Source organism: Microbacterium sp. 4NA327F11 (assembly GCF_005503465.1).
Classification (GTDB): domain Bacteria; phylum Actinomycetota; class Actinomycetes; order Actinomycetales; family Microbacteriaceae; genus Microbacterium; species Microbacterium ginsengisoli.
This window is the reverse complement of sequence record NZ_SCOB01000006.1, coordinates 125,002-143,522: the sequence shown is the minus strand read 5'-3', so window position 1 is coordinate 143,522 and position 18,521 is coordinate 125,002. Positions and strand designations below refer to the sequence as shown.

General features: G+C 72.6%; 16 protein-coding genes. 7 read left to right on the top strand and 9 right to left on the bottom strand.

The features are described from left to right. Positions 1-21: 21 nt before the first annotated feature. The 4 genes from FFS51_RS06000 to eccCa all read left to right on the top strand — a co-directional run bounded on the left by FFS51_RS06000 (position 22) and on the right by eccCa (position 7,032). Positions 22-426, top strand: a complete 405-nt coding sequence (locus FFS51_RS06000; RefSeq protein ID WP_137877769.1) for a hypothetical protein — start codon at positions 22-24, stop codon at positions 424-426. Further along, positions 423-1,709: a S8 family peptidase gene (locus FFS51_RS05995; RefSeq protein ID WP_171006117.1), complete on the top strand. Its 1,287-nt coding sequence runs from the start codon at positions 423-425 to the stop codon at positions 1,707-1,709. Before FFS51_RS06000 ends, FFS51_RS05995 begins: the two co-directional genes overlap by 4 nt. Continuing rightward, complete coding sequence (locus FFS51_RS05990) at positions 1,706-2,986, top strand: hypothetical protein (RefSeq protein WP_137877767.1); 1,281 nt, start codon at positions 1,706-1,708, stop codon at positions 2,984-2,986. Before FFS51_RS05995 ends, FFS51_RS05990 begins: the two co-directional genes overlap by 4 nt. An 89-nt stretch (positions 2,987-3,075) precedes the next feature. Continuing rightward, the gene (eccCa, locus tag FFS51_RS05985) at positions 3,076-7,032 is read left to right on the top strand and encodes a type VII secretion protein EccCa (protein WP_137877766.1); all 3,957 of its coding nucleotides are present in this window, start codon (positions 3,076-3,078) and stop codon (positions 7,030-7,032) included. An 11-nt stretch (positions 7,033-7,043) separates the two neighbouring features. On the opposite strand, the gene FFS51_RS05980 is transcribed toward eccCa, so the two are convergent. The 4 genes from FFS51_RS05980 to FFS51_RS05965 all read right to left on the bottom strand — a co-directional run bounded on the left by FFS51_RS05980 (position 7,044) and on the right by FFS51_RS05965 (position 9,810). Beyond that, positions 7,044-7,427 (bottom strand): hypothetical protein, encoded by a 384-nt coding sequence (locus FFS51_RS05980; RefSeq protein ID WP_056206394.1) that lies wholly within the window; start codon positions 7,425-7,427, stop codon positions 7,044-7,046. A 40-nt stretch (positions 7,428-7,467) separates the two neighbouring features. Beyond that, complete coding sequence (locus tag FFS51_RS05975; RefSeq protein WP_045245936.1) at positions 7,468-8,151, bottom strand: cyclase family protein; 684 nt, start codon at positions 8,149-8,151, stop codon at positions 7,468-7,470. 163 nt (positions 8,152-8,314) lie between these two features. Next, complete coding sequence (locus FFS51_RS05970; RefSeq protein WP_235557386.1) at positions 8,315-9,019, bottom strand: GNAT family N-acetyltransferase; 705 nt, start codon at positions 9,017-9,019, stop codon at positions 8,315-8,317. Continuing rightward, entirely contained in the window at positions 9,016-9,810 is a 795-nt protein-coding gene (locus FFS51_RS05965; RefSeq protein ID WP_045245939.1) for an alpha/beta fold hydrolase, read from the bottom strand. The genes FFS51_RS05970 and FFS51_RS05965 overlap by 4 nt, the downstream gene beginning before the upstream one ends. Positions 9,811-9,862: 52 nt before the next feature. Here FFS51_RS05965 and FFS51_RS05960 point away from each other — a divergent pair, with 52 nt between their 5' ends. Then, entirely contained in the window at positions 9,863-11,164 is a 1,302-nt protein-coding gene (locus tag FFS51_RS05960) for a hypothetical protein (RefSeq protein WP_056206391.1), read from the top strand. Positions 11,165-11,257: 93 nt separating this feature from the next. Here the strand turns inward: FFS51_RS05960 and FFS51_RS05955 are convergent, their stop codons facing one another. Further along, the gene (locus tag FFS51_RS05955; protein ID WP_045246353.1) at positions 11,258-12,409 is read right to left on the bottom strand and encodes an ROK family transcriptional regulator; all 1,152 of its coding nucleotides are present in this window, start codon (positions 12,407-12,409) and stop codon (positions 11,258-11,260) included. Between the two features lie 52 nt (positions 12,410-12,461). Between FFS51_RS05955 and xylA the strand changes: the two genes are divergently transcribed. Further along, the gene (xylA, locus tag FFS51_RS05950) at positions 12,462-13,649 is read left to right on the top strand and encodes a xylose isomerase (RefSeq protein ID WP_045246355.1); all 1,188 of its coding nucleotides are present in this window, start codon (positions 12,462-12,464) and stop codon (positions 13,647-13,649) included. Between the two features lie 21 nt (positions 13,650-13,670). Further along, a complete protein-coding gene (gene xylB, locus FFS51_RS05945; RefSeq protein WP_056206389.1) occupies positions 13,671-14,954 on the top strand; it encodes a xylulokinase in 1,284 nt (427 codons plus the stop codon). 48 nt (positions 14,955-15,002) lie between these two features. Here xylB and FFS51_RS05940 read toward each other — a convergent pair whose 3' ends face one another. Genes FFS51_RS05940 through FFS51_RS05925 form a run of 4 tightly spaced genes read right to left on the bottom strand, consistent with a single transcriptional unit; the run spans position 15,003 to position 18,364 of the window. Continuing rightward, a complete protein-coding gene (locus FFS51_RS05940; RefSeq protein WP_056206388.1) occupies positions 15,003-15,782 on the bottom strand; it encodes an IclR family transcriptional regulator domain-containing protein in 780 nt (259 codons plus the stop codon). 4 nt (positions 15,783-15,786) lie between these two features. Further along, on the bottom strand, positions 15,787-16,956 hold the full coding sequence (locus tag FFS51_RS05935) for a thiolase family protein (protein WP_056518861.1): 1,170 nt from the start codon (positions 16,954-16,956) through the stop codon (positions 15,787-15,789). After that, positions 16,956-17,612, bottom strand: coding sequence for a 3-oxoacid CoA-transferase subunit B (locus tag FFS51_RS05930; RefSeq protein ID WP_056206385.1), 657 nt, complete (start codon positions 17,610-17,612; stop codon positions 16,956-16,958). The genes FFS51_RS05935 and FFS51_RS05930 overlap by 1 nt, the downstream gene beginning before the upstream one ends. Continuing rightward, complete coding sequence (locus tag FFS51_RS05925; RefSeq protein ID WP_056206383.1) at positions 17,609-18,364, bottom strand: 3-oxoacid CoA-transferase subunit A; 756 nt, start codon at positions 18,362-18,364, stop codon at positions 17,609-17,611. The genes FFS51_RS05930 and FFS51_RS05925 overlap by 4 nt, the downstream gene beginning before the upstream one ends. Between the last annotated feature and the right edge of the window lie 157 nt (positions 18,365-18,521).

The window sequence follows — 18,521 nt, the reverse complement described above, 5'->3', positions numbered from 1 at the left end:
CCAAGAGGGGGAGGCGCTGACATGTCGTGGCTCGGTGTGAACTTCGAGGCCGTGCAGAACCAGGCCGAGAAACTGCTCATCCAGTCGGCGCAGCTGCCGACGTCCGAAGAGCTGACGCACGTCGACGGGCACTCGACGGAAGCGGCCGAAGCGACGTTCTACGCCTGGCTCGCACGCAACGCATCGACGCTGGCCGACTCCGTGACCGGCATCCAGACCGTCATCACCGAGCACTCCGACGCGTTGAAGGCGGCCGCCCAGCGTCTCGTGGCATCCGATGACCTCTCTGCACTGACAGCGGGGATGCTCGAGCACGCCATCGACGTCGCGGCCGCACCGTCCGCCGCCTCGGCACCGCCGCCACCCGCAGGAGCCGCGCAGACCGACGGCTCCGCCGTGGCGAGCGCCTGGGTCGACGGATCGTGAGGTTCGCCGCACCGCGCATCGCGGCGGCGACGGCGTTCGTCGCCGCGACCGCGCTCGCGCTCGTGCCCTCCGCCGCGTCGGCCGCGGCGACGACCGATGGCAACTGGTGGTATGCCAAGTACAACCTCGCGCAGCTCCACTCGTCGGGCATCGACGGCTCCGGCGTCACCATCGCGGTCATCGACGGACCCGTGAACACCGAGTTCCCCGCACTCGTGGGCGCGGACATCGTCACCCACGGGCCGGCGTGCGACGGCTCCGCGGCGACCACGACCACGTACACCGAGGACTCCGGTCATGGCACCTCCGTGGCGTCGCTCCTGGTGGGCACAGGCGCCGGCCCCGGGGAGATCCGGGGCATCGCTCCGAAGGCCACCGTCGACTACTACGTGGCGCCGCTGAACTCGACCGACCCTGCGTGCGGGGTGCAGACGGCCGACGGTCAGCGCACCGACCTCTACGGCGCCCTCATCGACGAAGCGGTGCGCAACGGCGCGGAGATCATCAGCATCTCGACCGGTGGGCCCGCCGTCCCCGCCGAGTACTACTCGGCGATCGCCCGCGCCCTCGCCGCCGGCGTCGTGATCGTGGCGGGCACTCCGAACGCGAACGGGTCCGCGTCGACCTATCCGTGGGACGCGAACGGCGTCGTCGCCGTGTCGGCGATCTCCTCGACCGGGAGCCTTCTGGAGAACCCCGCCGGCACTCCCGTCATCAACGACGACGTCACCGTGGCGGCCCCCGGTGTCGATATCTCGACCCCCGCCGGGGCGAGCGACGGCAGCTGGATCGCAGGGACCTCCTCGGGATCATCGCTCGCGACGCCGCTGGTGGCGGGAATGCTCGCGTTGGCGAAAGAGAAGTATCCGTCGGCGACCGGGAATCAACTCATCCAGTCGCTCATCCACCACGCAAGCGGGACGACGAACGGAAACCTCGCTGTCGCACAGGGGTACGGATACGGCGGCGCACTCCTCGCGGGCATGCTGACCGCCGACCCCGCGTCCTATCCCGACACCAATCCCCTCATGGGGAAGTCGTCGGGCCTCCCCACGGCGCAGCAGTTCGCAGACGCCCGCAGCGGCGGCGCCTCCACGTCCTCCGCGACGCCGAGTCCCGTGCCCTCCGGAGCGGGCACCGTCGCCTCCCCCGAGTCGAGCGGGGGCGTTCCGATCGCTCTCGGCGCGGTGGGCCTGCTCGTGGTCGCGGGCCTCGCCGTGACGACGGTGCTCGTCATCCGTCGAACACGCGCACGAAGTCCTCAACGGAAGGATGCAGGATGAGCAACCCCGGGCCTTACGAACAACGACTCATCCAGCTCGCTCAGGTCGGCGACTGGTCGCAGGCGAACCTGCCGCAGCTGCAGAGCCTCCTCCCCGACCTCGCCACGGTGCTCCGGGCGGCGTCGGACGACAACGGACTGACCGGACAGGCGTCCCTCGCCGCGTCAGAGACGCTCCGCACATCGGCGACGGCCATCGACCAGCTCACCGCGGCGATCGGCGTCTTCCAGGCCGCCATCACGCAGGCGAATGCCGTTCGGGAGTCCGCCCGCTCCGCGCTCGCCGCGCTCCCGAACGGATCTCTCGACGGAACCCAGGAGGCGCTCGTGCGTGGGGCGGCGACGGGACTGACCCTCCCCCTCGGGCCGATCTCGGTCATCGCCGGGCCGTTCGCGGTCGACCAGATCAATCAGTGGATGAGCTCCCAGCGCGAGGCCGCCGCGCACAAGGCCGTGACCGCTGCGTCGAGCGGCATCACGGCATCGATGTCCGATCAACCCCGGTTCCCACTGCTGTCCGCTGACGGCTTCAGCCGATTCACTCTCAACACGGCACCCGATGGGACAGACACGCCGGCGACGCCGCCGGCGCGCACATCGACGACGCACTCCGCGAACACCGTCACCGCACCGCCCGTTCCCACAGCGGCCACGGTGCCCGGTGTGACCGACCACACCGCGCAGACCGGCGACGGCAGCTGGACCGGGGGAAACGACATCGTGCTGACACCGGACGGTCCGCTCGGCTCCGGGGGAACGAGCTTCGCCCCGGGAACGGTCATAGGGGGCGGAGCCGGCACGGGACTGCAGGGAGGCGCGTCGACTCTCACTCCGGCCACCCCCGGCGGGTTCGGGGCGGGCGCCGGAATCGCCGGTGCCGCGATGCTCGGAGCCGGCGCGCGGTACGCCGGTGCGGGCCTCACCGCGGCGACCACGGCCGACGCGACCCCGGGCGCGGGAGCGTTCGCCGGGGGCAGGAGGGCGGCCTCCTCCAGCGGGTCGGGCGGCCTGGGCGCCGACGCCCGCAGCGGTTCCGGAGGACTTCTCGGCGGCGCCCGCTCGTCGGGTGCCGGAGCGGCCACGGCCGCCCCCACCGAAACGTCGGGGACGCGCAGCGGCGCCGCGGGCGGCATGCTGGGCGGCGGCGCCCCGGGCTCGGCGAACGGCGGCGGGAAGCGCGGCGGCCGCGGCCTGGGCGGCCCGGTCGCACCGAAGCTCGAGGAGGACGTCGACATGGGTCCGCGCTCGGAGGGCGCCGGAGCGGGCGGACGCGCCTGACCGGGCGACGCCCCGCCACCACTGACAGCCAGCCCCGCCGCCCGGTCACACAGCCGGTAGGGCCCGAGACGCACCGAGGGAGCACCCGGATGAGCGGAACACCGCGACTCGCACCTCCGCGCGTGCCCAGCGGCAAGATCCTCGTGCAACCTCCTCCCGAGCTCGTCCCCGCCGACGGGGCCGGGGGCATCCTCACCTCACTGCTCCCGATGATCGGTTCGGTCGGCGCGATCGTGATGGTGACGATCTCCAACGCCGGGCCGACCGGCTTCATCACCGGAGGCATGTTCCTGCTGTCGTCGCTCGGCTTCGTCGCCGTGAACGGGTGGCGGCAGCGCTCGCAGCGAGCCGCGCAGGTGCTCGCCAACCGGCGCGAGTACCTCGCCTACCTCTCGGAGCTGCGGGATACCGTGCGCAGCGCGGCCCGCCAGCAACGCCGGCACGGGAACTGGATCCACCCGGCCCCCGCCGCGCTCCCGTTCCTCGCCGAGGAGCGCACCCGCGTCTGGGAACGGGCCGGGACAGACGACGCCTTCCTCCGCACCCGTGTGGGAGTGTCCGATCAGCCGCTGTGCATCACACTCGAGGCGCCCGAGCTCCCTTCGCTCGCTCAACTCGACCCGGTCGCCGCGAGCGCGGCGCACCGGTTCATGCTCACCCACGAGATCCAGCCCGCGCTGCCGCTCGCCGTCGACCTCGGGGACGACGCCCGCACCGAGATCATCGGCTCCGACGAAGACGCCGTGCGGGCGCTCGCGCGATCGATGGTCATCGGCCTCGCCGCCCTCCACGACCCCGACACCCTCCAGATCGCCGTTCTCGCCGGGCCCTCGCAACTGCCCCACTGGGAATGGGCGAAGTGGCTGCCGCACGCGCAATCGGTGCGGGTGGAGGATCGCGTCGGGCCCGCACGCCTGATCGCCTCCGATCTCGACGCTCTCGAGGACCTGCTTCCGGCGGGTCTGCGCGAGCGTCCGCGATTCGGCCGCGACACCCGCACGAGCCCGCACATCGTGATCCTCGTCGACGGGGTACGGCTGCCCGCGGGGCATCCGATCGTCGGCGGCGAGGGCATGGCCGGCGTCACGGTACTCGAACTCCCCGAACGGTGGAGCGACCTCGACGACCGCGGCACCCTGCGCATCGCCCTGCCGACCGAGGGGCGCACGGTCAGCGAGCTCATCCACCTCGGTCGCGCAGCCGTGCCCTTCACGCCCGATACCGTGACGATCGTCGAAGCCGAGGCGACCGCCCGGCGACTGCTGCCGCTGCACTCCCAGCCGACGGCGTCCACCGGCGAGACCGGCAGTGCTCAGCGAGAGCTCGTCGAGCTGCTCGCTCTACCCGACGTGCGTGACATCGACGTCGATCGCACGTGGCTTCCCCGTCTCGAACGCGACCGGCTGCGGGTGCCGATCGGACAGGACACCTCGGGCGCCGCCCTCGTGCTCGACCTGAAGGAAGCCGCGCAGCAGGGCATGGGACCCCACGGTGTGCTCATCGGCGCCACCGGCTCCGGGAAGTCGGAGGTGCTGCGCACCCTCGTGCTCGCGCTCGCCCTCACCCACTCCCCCGAGCAGCTCAACTTCGTGCTCGTCGACTTCAAGGGCGGCGCGACCTTCGCCGGCATGGCCGGGATGCCGCATGTCTCGGCGATCATCACCAACCTCGGTCAAGAGCTCGCTCTGGTCGACCGCTTCCAGGATGCCCTGCAGGGCGAGGTGGTGCGGCGGCAGGAACTGCTGCGCTCCGCCGGGAACTTCGCCAACGTCAGCGACTACGAGAAGGCGCGCAAGAACGGCCGCAGCGACCTCGAACCGCTCCCCGCGCTGCTGATCGTCGCCGACGAGTTCAGTGAGCTGCTGTCGGCCAAACCCGAGTTCGTCGACAGCTTCATCAACATCGGCCGCGTCGGTCGCTCGTTGCAGGTGCATCTGCTGCTCGCGTCACAGCGACTCGAGGAGGGCAAGCTGCGCGGTCTCGACACCTACCTCTCCTACCGCATCGGCCTGCGCACCTTCTCCGCCGCCGAATCCCGCAGCGTGCTCGGCGTTCCCGACGCGTACACGCTCCCCCAGGAGCCCGGAGTGGGATACCTCAAGGCCGACACCGAGAACCTCGTGCAGTTCCGCGCGGCCTATGTGTCCGGGCCCCCGAAGACATCGCGCTCCCGCCGCAGCGTCGACGCCGGCGACGGCATCGCCGGCAATGCCGAGATCGAACTGTTCACGGCGGTCGCGCAGCACACGGATGCCGCGACCCCCGCGGTGGCGGAGACATCCGAGCCGGTCGTGGAGGTCGAAGAACGTTCGACCTTCCAGATCGCGGTCGAGCGCATGAGCGGTCGCGGCCCCGCCGCGCACCAGGTGTGGCTGCCCCCGCTCGAGGTGCCCGCCACGCTCGACCAGCTCATGCCCGATCTCGTCGCGGACCCGCAGCTCGGGCTCGTCTCGCCGGGCTGGCGCGCGGCCGGGTCGCTCGTCGTGCCGCTCGGGATCGTCGACGTCCCCCTCGAACAGCGCCGCGAAAACCTCGTCGTCGCTCTCGGCGGGGCCGCCGGCCACGTGGCGATCGTCGGCGGTCCCCTGAGCGGAAAGTCCACCGTCGCGCGCACCCTTCTCACCGCCGTCGCCCTCACACGCACGCCCCTGGAGGTGCAGTTCTACGTGCTCGACTTCGGCGGCGGCACGTTCACAGGCCTGCAGAGGCATCCGCACGTGGCGGGGCTCGCGACCCGCACCGAAGAGGAGGCGGTGCGACGGACCGTCGCCGAGATCGAGCAGATCATCGATGCTCGGGAGCAGTTCTTCCGCCAGCACGCGATCGACTCCATCGACACCTACCGACAGCGCCGTGGTGCGGGGCTCGTCGACGACGGATACGGCGACGTCTTCCTCATCGTCGACGGATGGGCGACGCTGCGTACCGAATACGAGCCGCTCGAACCCCGGATCCAGGCGATCGCCGCCCGCGGTCTCAGCTTCGGAGTGCACGTCGTCGTCACCGCCAACCGATGGCTCGAGATCCGCGCGAGCCTGAAGGACCTCATCCAGACCCGCGTAGAGCTGAGGCTAGGCGACCCGACCGACTCCGAGATCGACCGCAAGCAGGCCCTCAACGTGACCGCCGGACGCCCGGGACACGGGCTCGCGCAGAACCGGCTCCACATGCTCACGGCGCTCCCCCGCGTCGACGGCGACGGCGACCCCGCCCGGCTCGCGGGCGGGGTCAGCGACCTCGTCGCCCAGACCGCCGCCGCCTGGCGCGGCCCCGCCGGGCCGAAGCTGCGCCTGCTGCCCGAGCGCATCACGCTCGACGCGGTGCGCGCGGCATCCGACCCCTCCTCGCGCCGGTTCCTGCTCGGCATTGACGAAGCACAGCTCGCCCCGTTCGGCATCGATCCCGCCGTGGAGCCGCACCTCTTCCTCTACGGCGATGCCGGGTCGGGCAAGTCGTCGTTCCTGCGGGGCATCGTGCAGGAGATCACGCGCCACTACAGCGCCAGCGAGGCGAAGATCTTCGTCGTCGACTACCGCCGATCGCTTCTCGGGGAGATCCCGTCTGACTACCTCGGCGCCTACCTGACCTCGCACGAGATGGCGACGGGCGGCCTCAGCGAGCTCGCCGCGTTCTTCGCCGGCCGCATCCCGGGCCCCGACGTGTCGCCCGAACAGCTGCGGCAGCGGTCGTGGTGGACGGGCGCCGAAGGCTTCATCCTCGTCGATGACTACGACCTCGTCGCCACGAGTCAGGGCAACCCGCTCGCGGTGCTGCAGCCGCTGCTCGCGCAGGCGGGCGACCTCGGTCTGCACGTCATCCTCACGCGCCGCGCGGGCGGGGCGAGTCGGGCCGCCTACGACCCGATCATCCAGCGGTTCACCGACCTCGGCACGACAGGCATCCTGCTCAGCGGCAACCCCGAGGAGGGCGCACTGATCGGGCGGGTGAAGCCCGCGGCATCCATCCCGGGACGCGCACAGATCGTGAGCCGCGAGCGCGGACACCTCACCGCGCAGCTCGCGTACGCGCCCCCGACGGTGTCGTAGCGGCGCTCCCCTCAGGCGAACAGTTCGCGACCGTCGGGGTCTCCCACCCGCCACGGCCGCAGCGACTCGGGCGCCGGCCACGGCAGGACGATGACCTCGTGCGGCGCATCGATCGCACCGAAGTCGTCGGTCTTCACGACGACCCGGCCGGCGTCAGGGGTGATCTCCACCAGGCGCACGCGCAGATCGACGCCGCCGCGCATGAGCACCCACGGCTCGGCCAGCCACGCCAGCCCTCCGGCCTCGAGAGCGTCTTCGGCGTCGAGCCAGTCCTGTGCGCCGGATACCGCGCGCCCCAGCAGGTCGACGGCGACCCAGGCATCACCGAGGGGACGGATCCACCCGAGCAGCTCGCCGTCGTCGCGGCGGTAGGGAGTGCTGTCTGCAGGGACCATCCCGTCATGCTCCGCCGGCGGCCGCCCGGTGTCCAGCGCGTCAGTCGATCTCGGCGAACGCGCGCACCGGGAAGGTGCCGAACCCCTCGACCGCCGGCGGCGCGGCGGTGAAGCGCGCACCGGACGCCGGGACATCCCCGAGTCTCGTCAGATGCTCGACGACGTGCACGCCCGCGGCGAGCAGCGCCGAGTGCGTCGGACGTTCCCCGCCCGACTCGGTGTCGTCGATGTTGAGCGAGTCGATGCCGACGAGCGTCACGCCCTCGGCGATGAGCCACTCGGCGGCCTCGCCGGTCAAGAACGGCGCGCCCGCGCCGTAGGCGGGAGTGCCGAAGTGGCGGTCCCAGCCGGTGTGCAGCAGCACGGCCGCACCGCGCAGGTCGCGACCGGCGAGCGCGTCGACACCGATGCCGCGCGCCCCGGGCGTCCAGGCGTCGGTGAGCGAGAAGACCTCGGCCCGCAGGCCCACGAGCGTCGCGAGGTCGAGACCGGCGAGATCGGGGCCCTGGGCGTAGCGGTGGTAGGGCGAGTCGAGGTAGGTGCCGGTGTTGCCGATCATCGTGATGATGTCCATCGCGAACTCGGTGCCCGGCGCGTAGCGCGCCCGCGAGTCCTCGCGGGTGAGGTGCGAGGTGATCGTCGGGGCCGGCAGGCCCGGGTAGGTGACGAGTCCGGCGCGGATCGGATGCGACAGGTCGACGATGCGTCGGGATGCGGCGGTCATGTGCTCATCCTGACGGATGCCGCACCCCACCCGGCGTGCAGCGACGGCCAGGTGTGCGCGGCTTTCGGCCATGCCCGCGCGCCGCGCAGGAGTGCCCGCCCCCGGCAGGCCGGAACGCCTGATGGGACGGATGCGTCGGGCGCACCGGGCCCGCCCGCGGCCGTCAGCGCATGATGAGGTAGCCGCGGTCGGCGGCGAAGCCGCCGATGCGGTGGCCGGCCGCCAGGTGCCCGACGAGCGCATCGCGCACCCGCAGCCGCCAGGCCGCGGCATCCGGGTCGCCGGCCGCGCGCAGCGCCTCGATGTCGGAGGGCACCGGCACCGTCGCGATCACCTCGTCGTCGGCGGGAGCCGGGGCGGGGGGACCGGCGACATCCCACTCGACGAACACCCGATCGGTCGCGTCGCCCCGGTTGATGCCGTCGTTCATCGGCCCGTAGAAGTCGACGAGGTACTCGGTGGCGCGGGCGCCGAGGCGCGTGAGGTTGAAGTGCGCGTTGCGGGCGACGAGAGGGTCGTACGTCCAGGTGATGCGCGCGATGCCGCGTTCTGCCGCCCAGGCGCGCTGGTGCTCTTTGAGCTGGCGGCCGAGGCCGCGCCCGCGCAGGCCCGGCGCGACGCCGGTGACGTGCGAGTGCAGCGCGCTGAGGGCGGGCGCCGAGAAGAACGCGATGGACGCCGCGACCATCTCGTCGCCCTCGTGCGCGGCGAACACGTAGTTGCCGCCGTGCGCGAGCGCGGTCATGAGGTTGGTCGGCACGGCGTCCTGATCTCCGCCCCAGACGCGGCGCAGCAGCGCGGCCGCCGCGAACACCTCGTCGGTGGTCTCGATCGGTCGCACCTCGAGGGGCGGCATCCGCTCGCTCACGCGGCCTCGCTCTGCTCGACCATCGTGACGAACTCGGCGAACAGGCCCGGCCAGGCCATCACGCCGTAGGGCGTGCGCGCGACGACGACCCGGCTGTGACCGAGCAGCTCGTGCAGCAGGTTCGCTGTCTTGAGCGGATGCGTGCGGTCGCCGCTCCACGCGAGGATGAGCGTCGGCACCTCGACCTTCGCGATCGCCTTCTTCTTCGGGAAGTCGGTCGCCGCCGCCCCGCGCATGACGGTGGGGAGGAGGTCCTCGGGGATCGTGATGCTCGTCGCGGGCGCGTCGGCGAGCGCGGGCGGCACCGGTGCCGTCGACCCGTGCTGCACGAACGCGGCGATGCCGCCGTGCTCGACCATCTCGGCGTTCGCCAGATACGTCTCGCGCTGCGCGATACGGCTCTTCCACGCGGTCGGCGGGGTGACGAGGGTGAGCGAACGGAACCGCTCAGGTGCGGCGACGGCCGCGTGCAGCAGGGTGCCGGTTCCCATCGACGGACCGATGCCGTGCACGGTCTCACCCGGTGCGACGTGGTCGAGCAGCGCCAGCAGGTCGTCGGCGAGACGGTTCCAGCCGTAGTCCGCTTCGACCGGCGTGCCCGTCGACAGCCCGTGTCCGCGGGCGTCGAAACGCAGGATCCGATGTCCGCGCAGCGCGCGGGCGAGGTTGAGTCCGAGCTGGCCGTCGCGTTCGCGACTGGACGTCAAACCGTGCAGCTGCACCACGAGGGGACCCGTGGTTCCGGTGACGTCGTAGTCGAGAATCGCTCCGCGCACCTGGAAAGCCGGCACGACGCCTCCTGCGTTCTTTTCGCGAAACGTGTGACCCCTACACTACGACGCCATGCGCCTCACCACCGTCGCCCAGATGGCCCTCCCGCAGGGCACCCTGCACAGCTACGCCGTGCGGGCGACGATCGATCCGTCGCGCGAGGTGCCGGTGTCGTTCGACCAGGGCCGGCACGTGGGCCACGGCGACCGCCCGGGATCGTGGATGGCCGTCGCGTTCCGCCTTCCCGTCGCCGCCGATCGCGACGCCCTCGCCGACGCCTGGCAGCGCACCATCGCGCGTCACGGCACGCTGCGCACGGTGTTCTCGCTCGATGCCGGACGGGTACGGCTGCACGAGGCATCCGTCGACGGCGGCACCTGGCGCACCCACGACGTGCCCGGCACGACCCGTGACGCGCTGCGCGGTCTGCTCGACGCGGAGTGCCGCCCGTTCGCGGCGCCGTCGTACCTGCTCGCGGTCGTCGAGCCCGAGCCGGACGCGGCCGACGCGCGCCCGGTCGTCGTGCTCGCGAGCGACCACTCCCACGTCGACATGTGGTCGCTGCTGATCCTCGCGCACGACGTGCGCGCGGCGCTCGAGGGCGAGACGACGGATGCCGCTCCCGCCGCCCCGTTCGCCGACCACACCCGCGCGCTCGCGGCGATGCCCGACACCCCGCCCGAGATCACCGAGCGATGGAACGAGATCCTGCGCGCGGGCGGCGGGCGGATGCCGGTGTTCCCGCTCCCGCTCGGCGACGTGAGCGCTCCGGTCGAGGCCATCGTCGAGGTGCGCGACGTGATCGACGGGATGCAGCTGCGCTCCCTCGAGGAACGGGCGCGGGCGCGCGGCATCCGGGTCATCGCCCTCGCCGTGTCGGAGCTCGCACGCCTGTTCCGCGACCTGGCGGATGCGCCGCTGCGCGCGGTCTTCCCGGTGCACTCCCGCGGCGAGGCCCGGTGGCGCGACTCGGTCGGCTGGTACATCACCAACGCGGTGCTCGAGGTGACCGACCCGGAGCCGTCCGCCGCGGCGGCCGCGATCGACGAGGCCGTACGGCTCGGCGCCTACCCGCTCGCCCCGATCTTCGACCGGTTCGGCCACGTGCCGCCCGCGCCCGGGATGTTCGCGATCTCCTGGCTCGACATGCGCCGGATGCCGGCGCGCATCGATCCGGCCCTCGAGCCGCAATACGTGTCGGCGGTGCTGCCGACCGACAACGTGATGATCTGGTTCATCGCGAACGAGACCGGGCTGCACCTGCGCTGCCGCTACCCCGACACTCCTACGGCCCGCGAGAGCGTAGGCGGGTGGCTCGACGCCCTCACTGTGCGGCTCGCGGCGGCCGCGGCATCCGAACCGGTCGCGGGCTGAGGCCGGCACGGCGGTCGGCGCCGGGGCGCTCGCTCCCGCGTCGGCCGACGGCCGGTCGGCGCACCATCACCACCCCCGGAGCGGTCGCGCGCCTCAGCCGCGGGCCGCGCGCAGCCCGGAGATGAGCCCCTCGAACGGCAGATCGGCGGCGCCGACCAGCAGGCGGTCGTCGCCGAGCGCCGCGACGCGCACCTCGACATCGGCGATGCCCGCCATCGTCTGGGCGCGCACGTCGGCGGTGAGTCCGGCGAGGTCGACGTCGGCGAGGGCCGCGAGGAACCCGCCGAGGATCACCACCGCCGGGTTCATGACGTTCGCGGCGTTCGCGAGCGCCGTCGCGAGGATGCGGCGCTGGCGCGCGATCTCGAGGCGCCCCGAGGGTCCGGCGGCGGCCATCGCCTCGCCGAGGTCGGCGCCGTCGCCGGGCGAGACGCCGAGCGCCGCGAACAGGCGCGCCTGGGCGACTTCGTCCTCGAGCACCCCGTCGTCGGCACGGCGGTCGGCGGCGGCGATGATGCCCGGCCGGTTGTGGCCGAACTCCCCCGCGAAGCCGGCGGCGCCGCGCACGAGCACACCGCCGACGATGAGCCCGCCGCCGATGCCGCTCGCGCCGCCGTTGAGGTAGACGATGTCGAACGCGTCGCGGCCGGCGCCGTAGCGGTGCTCGGCGAGGGCGCCGAGGGTGGCGTCGTTGGCGACGAAGGTCGGTACGGATGCCGCGTCCCCGACGCGCTGCGCGAGGGCGTCGTCGCGCCAGCCGAGGTGGGGCGCGTCGACGACGACCCCGTCACTGGAACGCACGAGACCGGGCACGGCGAGTCCGACGCCGATGACCCGGTGTGCCGCGGCATCCAGTGTCTCGGGGATCCAGCGGGCGACGAGGCCGGCGACCTCCGCAGCGGTCGGGGGTCGGCGGAACGGCACGCGCTCGCGCACGGCGAGGGTCTGGTCGAGGCGCACGGCGGCGAGGGTGACGGCATCGACTTCCGGGTTGACCGCGATCGCGACGGGCGCGGACGCGACGGTCACGACCGGCGAGGGGCGGCCGACTCCGCCGCCGGCACCGGGCAGCGACTCGGTGACGAGGCCGTCCGCGTCGAGCTCTGCGACGAGGGCGGCGATCGTGGAGCGATTCAGGCCGGTGGCCTGCACGAGCTCCGACCGGGTCTGCGCGCCGTCGCGACGCAGCAGGTCGAGCACGTGCGCGAGATTCTCCTCGCGCACGGCGGGAACGGATGCGGCCATGTCCCGAGTGTAGTATGTTGTCGCTCACAACAATTTGATGCGAAGGAGCACCATGACCACGCCCACCGCCGCCGACAAGTTCTCGTTCGGTCTCTGGACCATCGGCTACAACGGCGCCGACCCGTTCGGCGGCCCGACCCGTCCGGCCCTCGACGTGGTGCATGCGGTGGAGAAGCTCGCCGAGCTCGGCGCCTACGGGCTCACCTTCCACGACGACGACCTGTTCGCGTTCGGCTCGACAGACGCCGAGCGCCAGCACCAGATCGACCGCCTGAAGGGCGCTCTCGCGGCGACCGGCCTCATCGTGCCGATGGTCACCACCAACCTCTTCTCCGCGCCCGTCTTCAAGGACGGCGGCTTCACCTCGAACGACCGCCAGGTGCGCCGCTTCGCGCTGCGCAAGGTGCTGCGCAACCTCGACCTCGCCGCCGAGCTCGGCGCGAAGACCTTCGTGATGTGGGGCGGCCGCGAGGGCGCCGAGTACGACGCTGCGAAGGACATCCGCTCGGCCCTCGAGCGCTACCGCGAGGCGGTCAACCTGCTCGGCGACTACGTCACCGACAAGGGCTACGACATCCGCTTCGCGATCGAGCCGAAGCCGAACGAGCCCCGCGGCGACATCCTGCTGCCGACCGTCGGTCACGCACTCGCGTTCATCGAGTCGCTCGAGCGCCCCGAGCTCGTCGGCCTCAACCCCGAGGTCGGACACGAGCAGATGGCGGGGCTGAACTTCGCCGCCGGCATCGCCCAGGCGCTGTACCACGGCAAGCTCTACCACATCGATCTCAACGGCCAGCGGGGCATCAAGTACGACCAGGACCTCGTCTTCGGCCACGGCGACCTGCACAATGCGTTCGCGCTGGTCGATCTGCTCGAGAACGGCGGCCCCGACGGCGGCCAGGCGTACACCGGCCCCCGCCACTTCGACTACAAGCCCAGCCGCACCGAGGACGAGAACGGCGTGTGGGACTCCGCCGCCGCCAACATGCGCACCTACCTGCTGCTCAAGGAGCGCGCCGCGGCCTTCCGCGCCGACCCCGAAGTGCAGGAGGCCCTGCAGGCTGCCCGCGTGCTCGAGCTGCAGACGCCCACCCTCGGCGCGGGCGAGAGCTACGACGACCTGCTCGCCGACCGCAGCGCCTACGAGGACTTCGACGCGAGCGCCTACTTCGGCGCCCGCGGGTTCGGCTTCGTGCGTCTGCAGCAGCTCGCGACCGAGCACCTGCTCGGCGCGCGCTGACCGGCGGCGGGGAGAACGGCGATGGCGCTCGTCGCGGGCGTGGACTCGTCCACGCAGTCGTGCAAGGTGCTGATCGTGGATGCCGCGACCGGCCGGGTCGTGCGCGAGGGTCGGGCGTCGCACCCCGACGGCTCCGAGGTCGACCCGGAACGGTGGTGGGAGGCGCTGCAGGAGGCGATCGCCGCCGCCGGCGGTCTCGATGACGTCGAGGCGTGGGCGATCGGCGGCCAGCAGCACGGCATGGTGGCGCTCGACGCGACCGGTGAGGTCGTGCGGCCCGCGCTGCTGTGGAACGACACCCGTTCGGCGGGCGCCGCCCGCGATCTCATCGCCGAGTTCGGTGCCGACGACCTCGCCGAGCGCTCGGGCGTGGTGCCCGTGGCATCCTTCACGATCACCAAGCTCCGCTGGCTGCGCGATCACGAGCCCGAGGCCGCCGCCCGGGTCGCCGCGGTCGCGCTGCCGCACGACTGGCTCACGTGGCGACTGCGCGGCTTCGGGCCGGTGGCAGGCGCCGAGCCGCGCTTCGACGAGCTCGTGACCGACCGCTCCGACGCGTCGGGCACGGGCTACTGGAGCCCCGCGACCGGGGACTACGACCGCGACCTGCTCGTCGCCGCGCTCGGCCATGACGCGCGTCTTCCCCGCGTGCTCGCTCACGACGAGCAGGTGACGGATGCCGCGGGCCGCCGCGTCGGTGCCGGCGCCGGCGACAACGCGGGCGCCGCGCTCGGCGTGGGCGCCGTGCCCGGAGATGTGATCGTGTCGATCGGCACGAGCGGCACCGTGTTCGGCGTGAGCGCCGAGCGCACGATCGACCCGACCGGCACGGTGGCGGGGTTCGCCGCCGCAGACGGCAACTTCCTGCCGATCGTGGTGACCCTGAACGCCGCGCGGGTGCTCGATGCGATCGCACGACTGCTCGGCGTCGACCTCGACGAGCTCAGCCGGCTCGCCCTCGCCGCCCCGGCGGGTGCCGCGGGACTGCGACTCATCCCCTATTTCGAGGGTGAGCGCACGCCCAACCTGCCCGACGCGACGGCGAGCCTCGAGGGCATGACGCTCGCCTCGACGACGCGCGAGAACCTCGCGCGCGCGGCGGTCGAGGGCATGCTGTCGGGACTCGGCGCCGGCATCGACGCGCTGCGCGGCCTCGGGGTGCCGGTGAACCGGGTGCTGCTCATCGGCGGCGCCGCGCGCTCGACGGCCGTGCAGCAGATCGCGCCGCTGGTGTTCGGCGTGCCCGTCGAGGTGCCGGAGCCCGGCGAGTACGTCGCGCTCGGCGCCGCCCGCCAGGTCAGCTGACGACGGGGCGGCTGAGCGGTCAGGGCCAGCGGCTCAGCGGTCAGGCGCTCAGCGGCTCAGATCGGCGGATGCCGCGGCCGCCGCGTCGATCAGCAGCGGCACGACGGTCTCGGCGAGGCGCTCAGCGGTACCGGGCCCGCCCGAGGTCGCCACGTTGACCGCGGCGACGGCCCGGCCGGCACGGTCGCGCACCGCGACGGCGGCGGAGACGAGCAGCGGCTCGAGCTCGCCGTCGACGATCGCGTACCCCTGCTCGCGCACCGCGGCGAGCTGACGCGCCGCCTCCGCCGGAGTGTGGCGGTCGCCGGAGGCGGCGATCCGCGCGAGCGCGTCGGCCTCGTCGAGGTCGGCCAGCAGCACCCGGCCCATGCTCGTCGCGAACGCGGGGAACCGGGTGCCGATCGTGATGCGCACGCTCATGATGCGGCGGGTCGGCACGCGGGCGATGTAGACGATGTCGCCGCCGTCGAGCACGGATGCCGACACCGACTCGTCCACCTCGCGCGAGAGGCGTTCGAGGTGGGGCTGCACAAGCTCCGGCAGCGTGAGCGACGACAGGTAGCTGAACCCGAGGTCGAGCACCCGGGGCGTCAGCGCGAAGGTGGCGGCCGCGGCATCCGTCCGCACATAGCCGAGGGTCTCGAGCGTGCGTAGGAACCGTCGCGCGGCCGCGCGGGGGATCTCGGTGCGCCGGGCGACCTCACTGAGGGTGAGCTGCGCGTGATCGGCGTCGAAGGCGCGGATGACGGCGAGCCCCCGGGCGAGCGACTGCACGAAGTCCTCGGACGCGCGGGCGCCGTCGGCGTCGGGCGGCGTCGCGTCGGTCATCGCTCTATCTTTCCAGCACCACCGCGAGGCCCTGACCGACCCCGATGCACAGCGCCGCCACGGCGACGCCGCCACCGCGACGGGCGAGCTCGTGCGCGGCGTGACCGAGCACCCGACCCCCGGAGGCCCCGAGCGGGTGACCGATCGCGATGGCGCCGCCGTGCACGTTGACCTTCGCGGGATCGAGGTCGGGCCAGCCGGCGATGCACGCGAGCGACTGCGACGCGAACGCCTCGTTCAGCTCGACCACGTCGACGTCGGCCCAGGTGCGACCGGCTGCGGCGAGCGCCTTGTTCGCCGCCTCGATCGGCGCGATGGGGAACACGTCGGGGTCGACCCCGTGGGTCGCCCGGCCCGCGATGCGCGCGAGCGGCTCCCCCTCGATCTCCCCTTCGGCGGCGAGCAGCACGGCGGAGGCGCCGTCGTTGATCGAGGAGGAATTGCCCGCGGTGACGCTGCCGTCGGCGGCGAAGAGGGCCTTCAGCCCCGCGAGCTTCTCGACCGAGGTGTCGTCGCGGATGCCCTCGTCGCGCGCCAGGTCGACACCGGGCACGGCGACGATCTCGGGGGCGTACACACCGTCCGCCCAGGCCTGTGCGGCGAGCCGGTGCGAGCGCACCGCGAAGGCGTCCTGCGCGTCGCGGTCGATGCCCCACTCGCGGGCGATCTTCTCGGCCGACTCGCCGTTGCTGATCGTCCACGGCGTCGGCAGCGCGCGGTTGACCATGCGCCAGCCGATCGACGTGTTCCACATCGTCTGGTTGCCCGTCGCCAGCCATGGCTTCGGCGACTTCTCGACGACGAACGGGGCGCGGCTCATCGACTCCACGCCGCCGGTGAGCACGATGCGGGCGTCGCCCGACTCGATCGCGCGGGCCCCCTGGATCGCCGCCTCGAGCGACGAGGCGCACAGCCTGTTGACCGTGACCCCCGTGACGCTCGTGGGGAAACCTGCCAGGAGAGCCCCGAATCGGGCGACGTTGCGGTTGTCCTCGCCGGCCTGGTTCGCGTCGCCGAAGATGACGTCGGCGATGCGGGCGGGATCGATGCCCGCGCGCTCGACGCTCGCGCTCATGACGACGGCGGCGAGGTCGTCGGGGCGCACGCCCGACAGGGCGCCGCCACCTCGGCCGAAGGGGGTGCGGACGGCGTCGTAGACGAAAGCGGCGGGCATCAGTGCTCCTCGGCGGTGGCGTCGGCGAGCGCGAGCCCGGTGAGGGCGCGCAGGTCGTCGACGGTCGTGTCGCCGAACGCCTCGCGCACGGCGAAGCCGTCGGGGGTGACGTCGAAGACGGCGTGGTCGGTGTACACCCGCGAGACGCAACCGACGCCGGTGAGCGGGTAGGAGCACGCGGCGACGAGCTTGGACTCGCCCTGTTTGGTGAGGAGGTCGGTCATGACGTAGACGGCCTTCGCGCCGATGGCGAGGTCCATCGCGCCGCCGACCGCGGGGATCGCACCCGGCTCCCCGGTGGACCAGTTCGCCAGGTCGCCGTTCTCGGCGACCTGGAACGCACCCAGCACGCACACGTCGAGGTGGCCGCCGCGCATCATCGCGAACGAGTCGGCGTGGTGGAAGTAGGCGGCTCCGGCGAGGGCGGTGACCGCCTGCTTGCCCGCGTTGATGAGGTCGGGGTCGACGAGGCCGTCGTCGGGCGCACCGCCCATGCCGAGCAGGCCGTTCTCGGTGTGCAGCACGATCTCCTGGTCGTCGGGCAGGAAGTTGGCGACGAGGGTCGGGGCGCCGATGCCGAGGTTCACGTACGACCCCTCGGGGATGTCGGCGGCGATGCGGCGCGCGAGCTCCGCGCGCGAGATGCGGGTGGTCATCGGGCTCTCCCCTCACCGGCGGATGCCGCGGCGGCGCGTCCTTCGAGGTCGACGCCGCCGACGAACACGCCGTCGTCGAGCCACGCGCGCTCGCCCACCGCGACGACGCGGTCGACGAAGATGCCGGGCGTGACGACGGACTCGGGGTCGATCGCGCCGAGCGGCACGATCTCGTCGACCTGGGCGACGGTCACGGTGGCGGCGGTCGCCATCACGGGGCCGAAGTTGCGCGCGGTCTCGCGGAAGACGAGGTTGCCCCAGCGGTCGCCGCGCAGCGCGCTGATGAGCGCGATGTCGGCACGGATCGGCTGTTCGAGCACGTAGGTGCGACCGTCGATGACCCGGGTCTCCTTGCCCGCGGCGAGCTCGGTGCCCACGCCGGTCGGGGAGAAGAAGCCGCCGATGCCGGCGCCGGCGGCGCGGATGCGCTCGGCGAGATTGCCCTGCGGCACGAGCTCGAGCTCGATCTCCCCGGCGCGGTAGAGACCGTCGAACACCCACGAGTCGCTCTGGCGGGGGAAGGAGCAGACGATACGGCGCACGCGGCGTGCGGCGAGCAGCGCCGCGAGGCCGGTGTCGCCGTTGCCGGCGTTGTTCGCGACGATCGTCAGGTCGCCGGCACCCTGCGCGATGAGGGCGTCGATGAGCTCGACCGGCTGACCCGCACGACCGAAGCCGCCGATCATCACGGTGGCTCCGTCGCGGATGCCGCGCACGGCGGCCGCCGGGTCGGCGACGACTTTGTCGATCATGGTGCTCCGTCGGGGTGATGTTCGTTGAGCGAACGCATGTTCTTTCTGCGAACAGACTAACGCGGCATCCGAGGTTCGTCCAGACCGGCATTGCAGATGCCGCGATCGCGTGTATATCGTTGCGCCACACGGATTGATCCCCATTAAGTGCACCGTC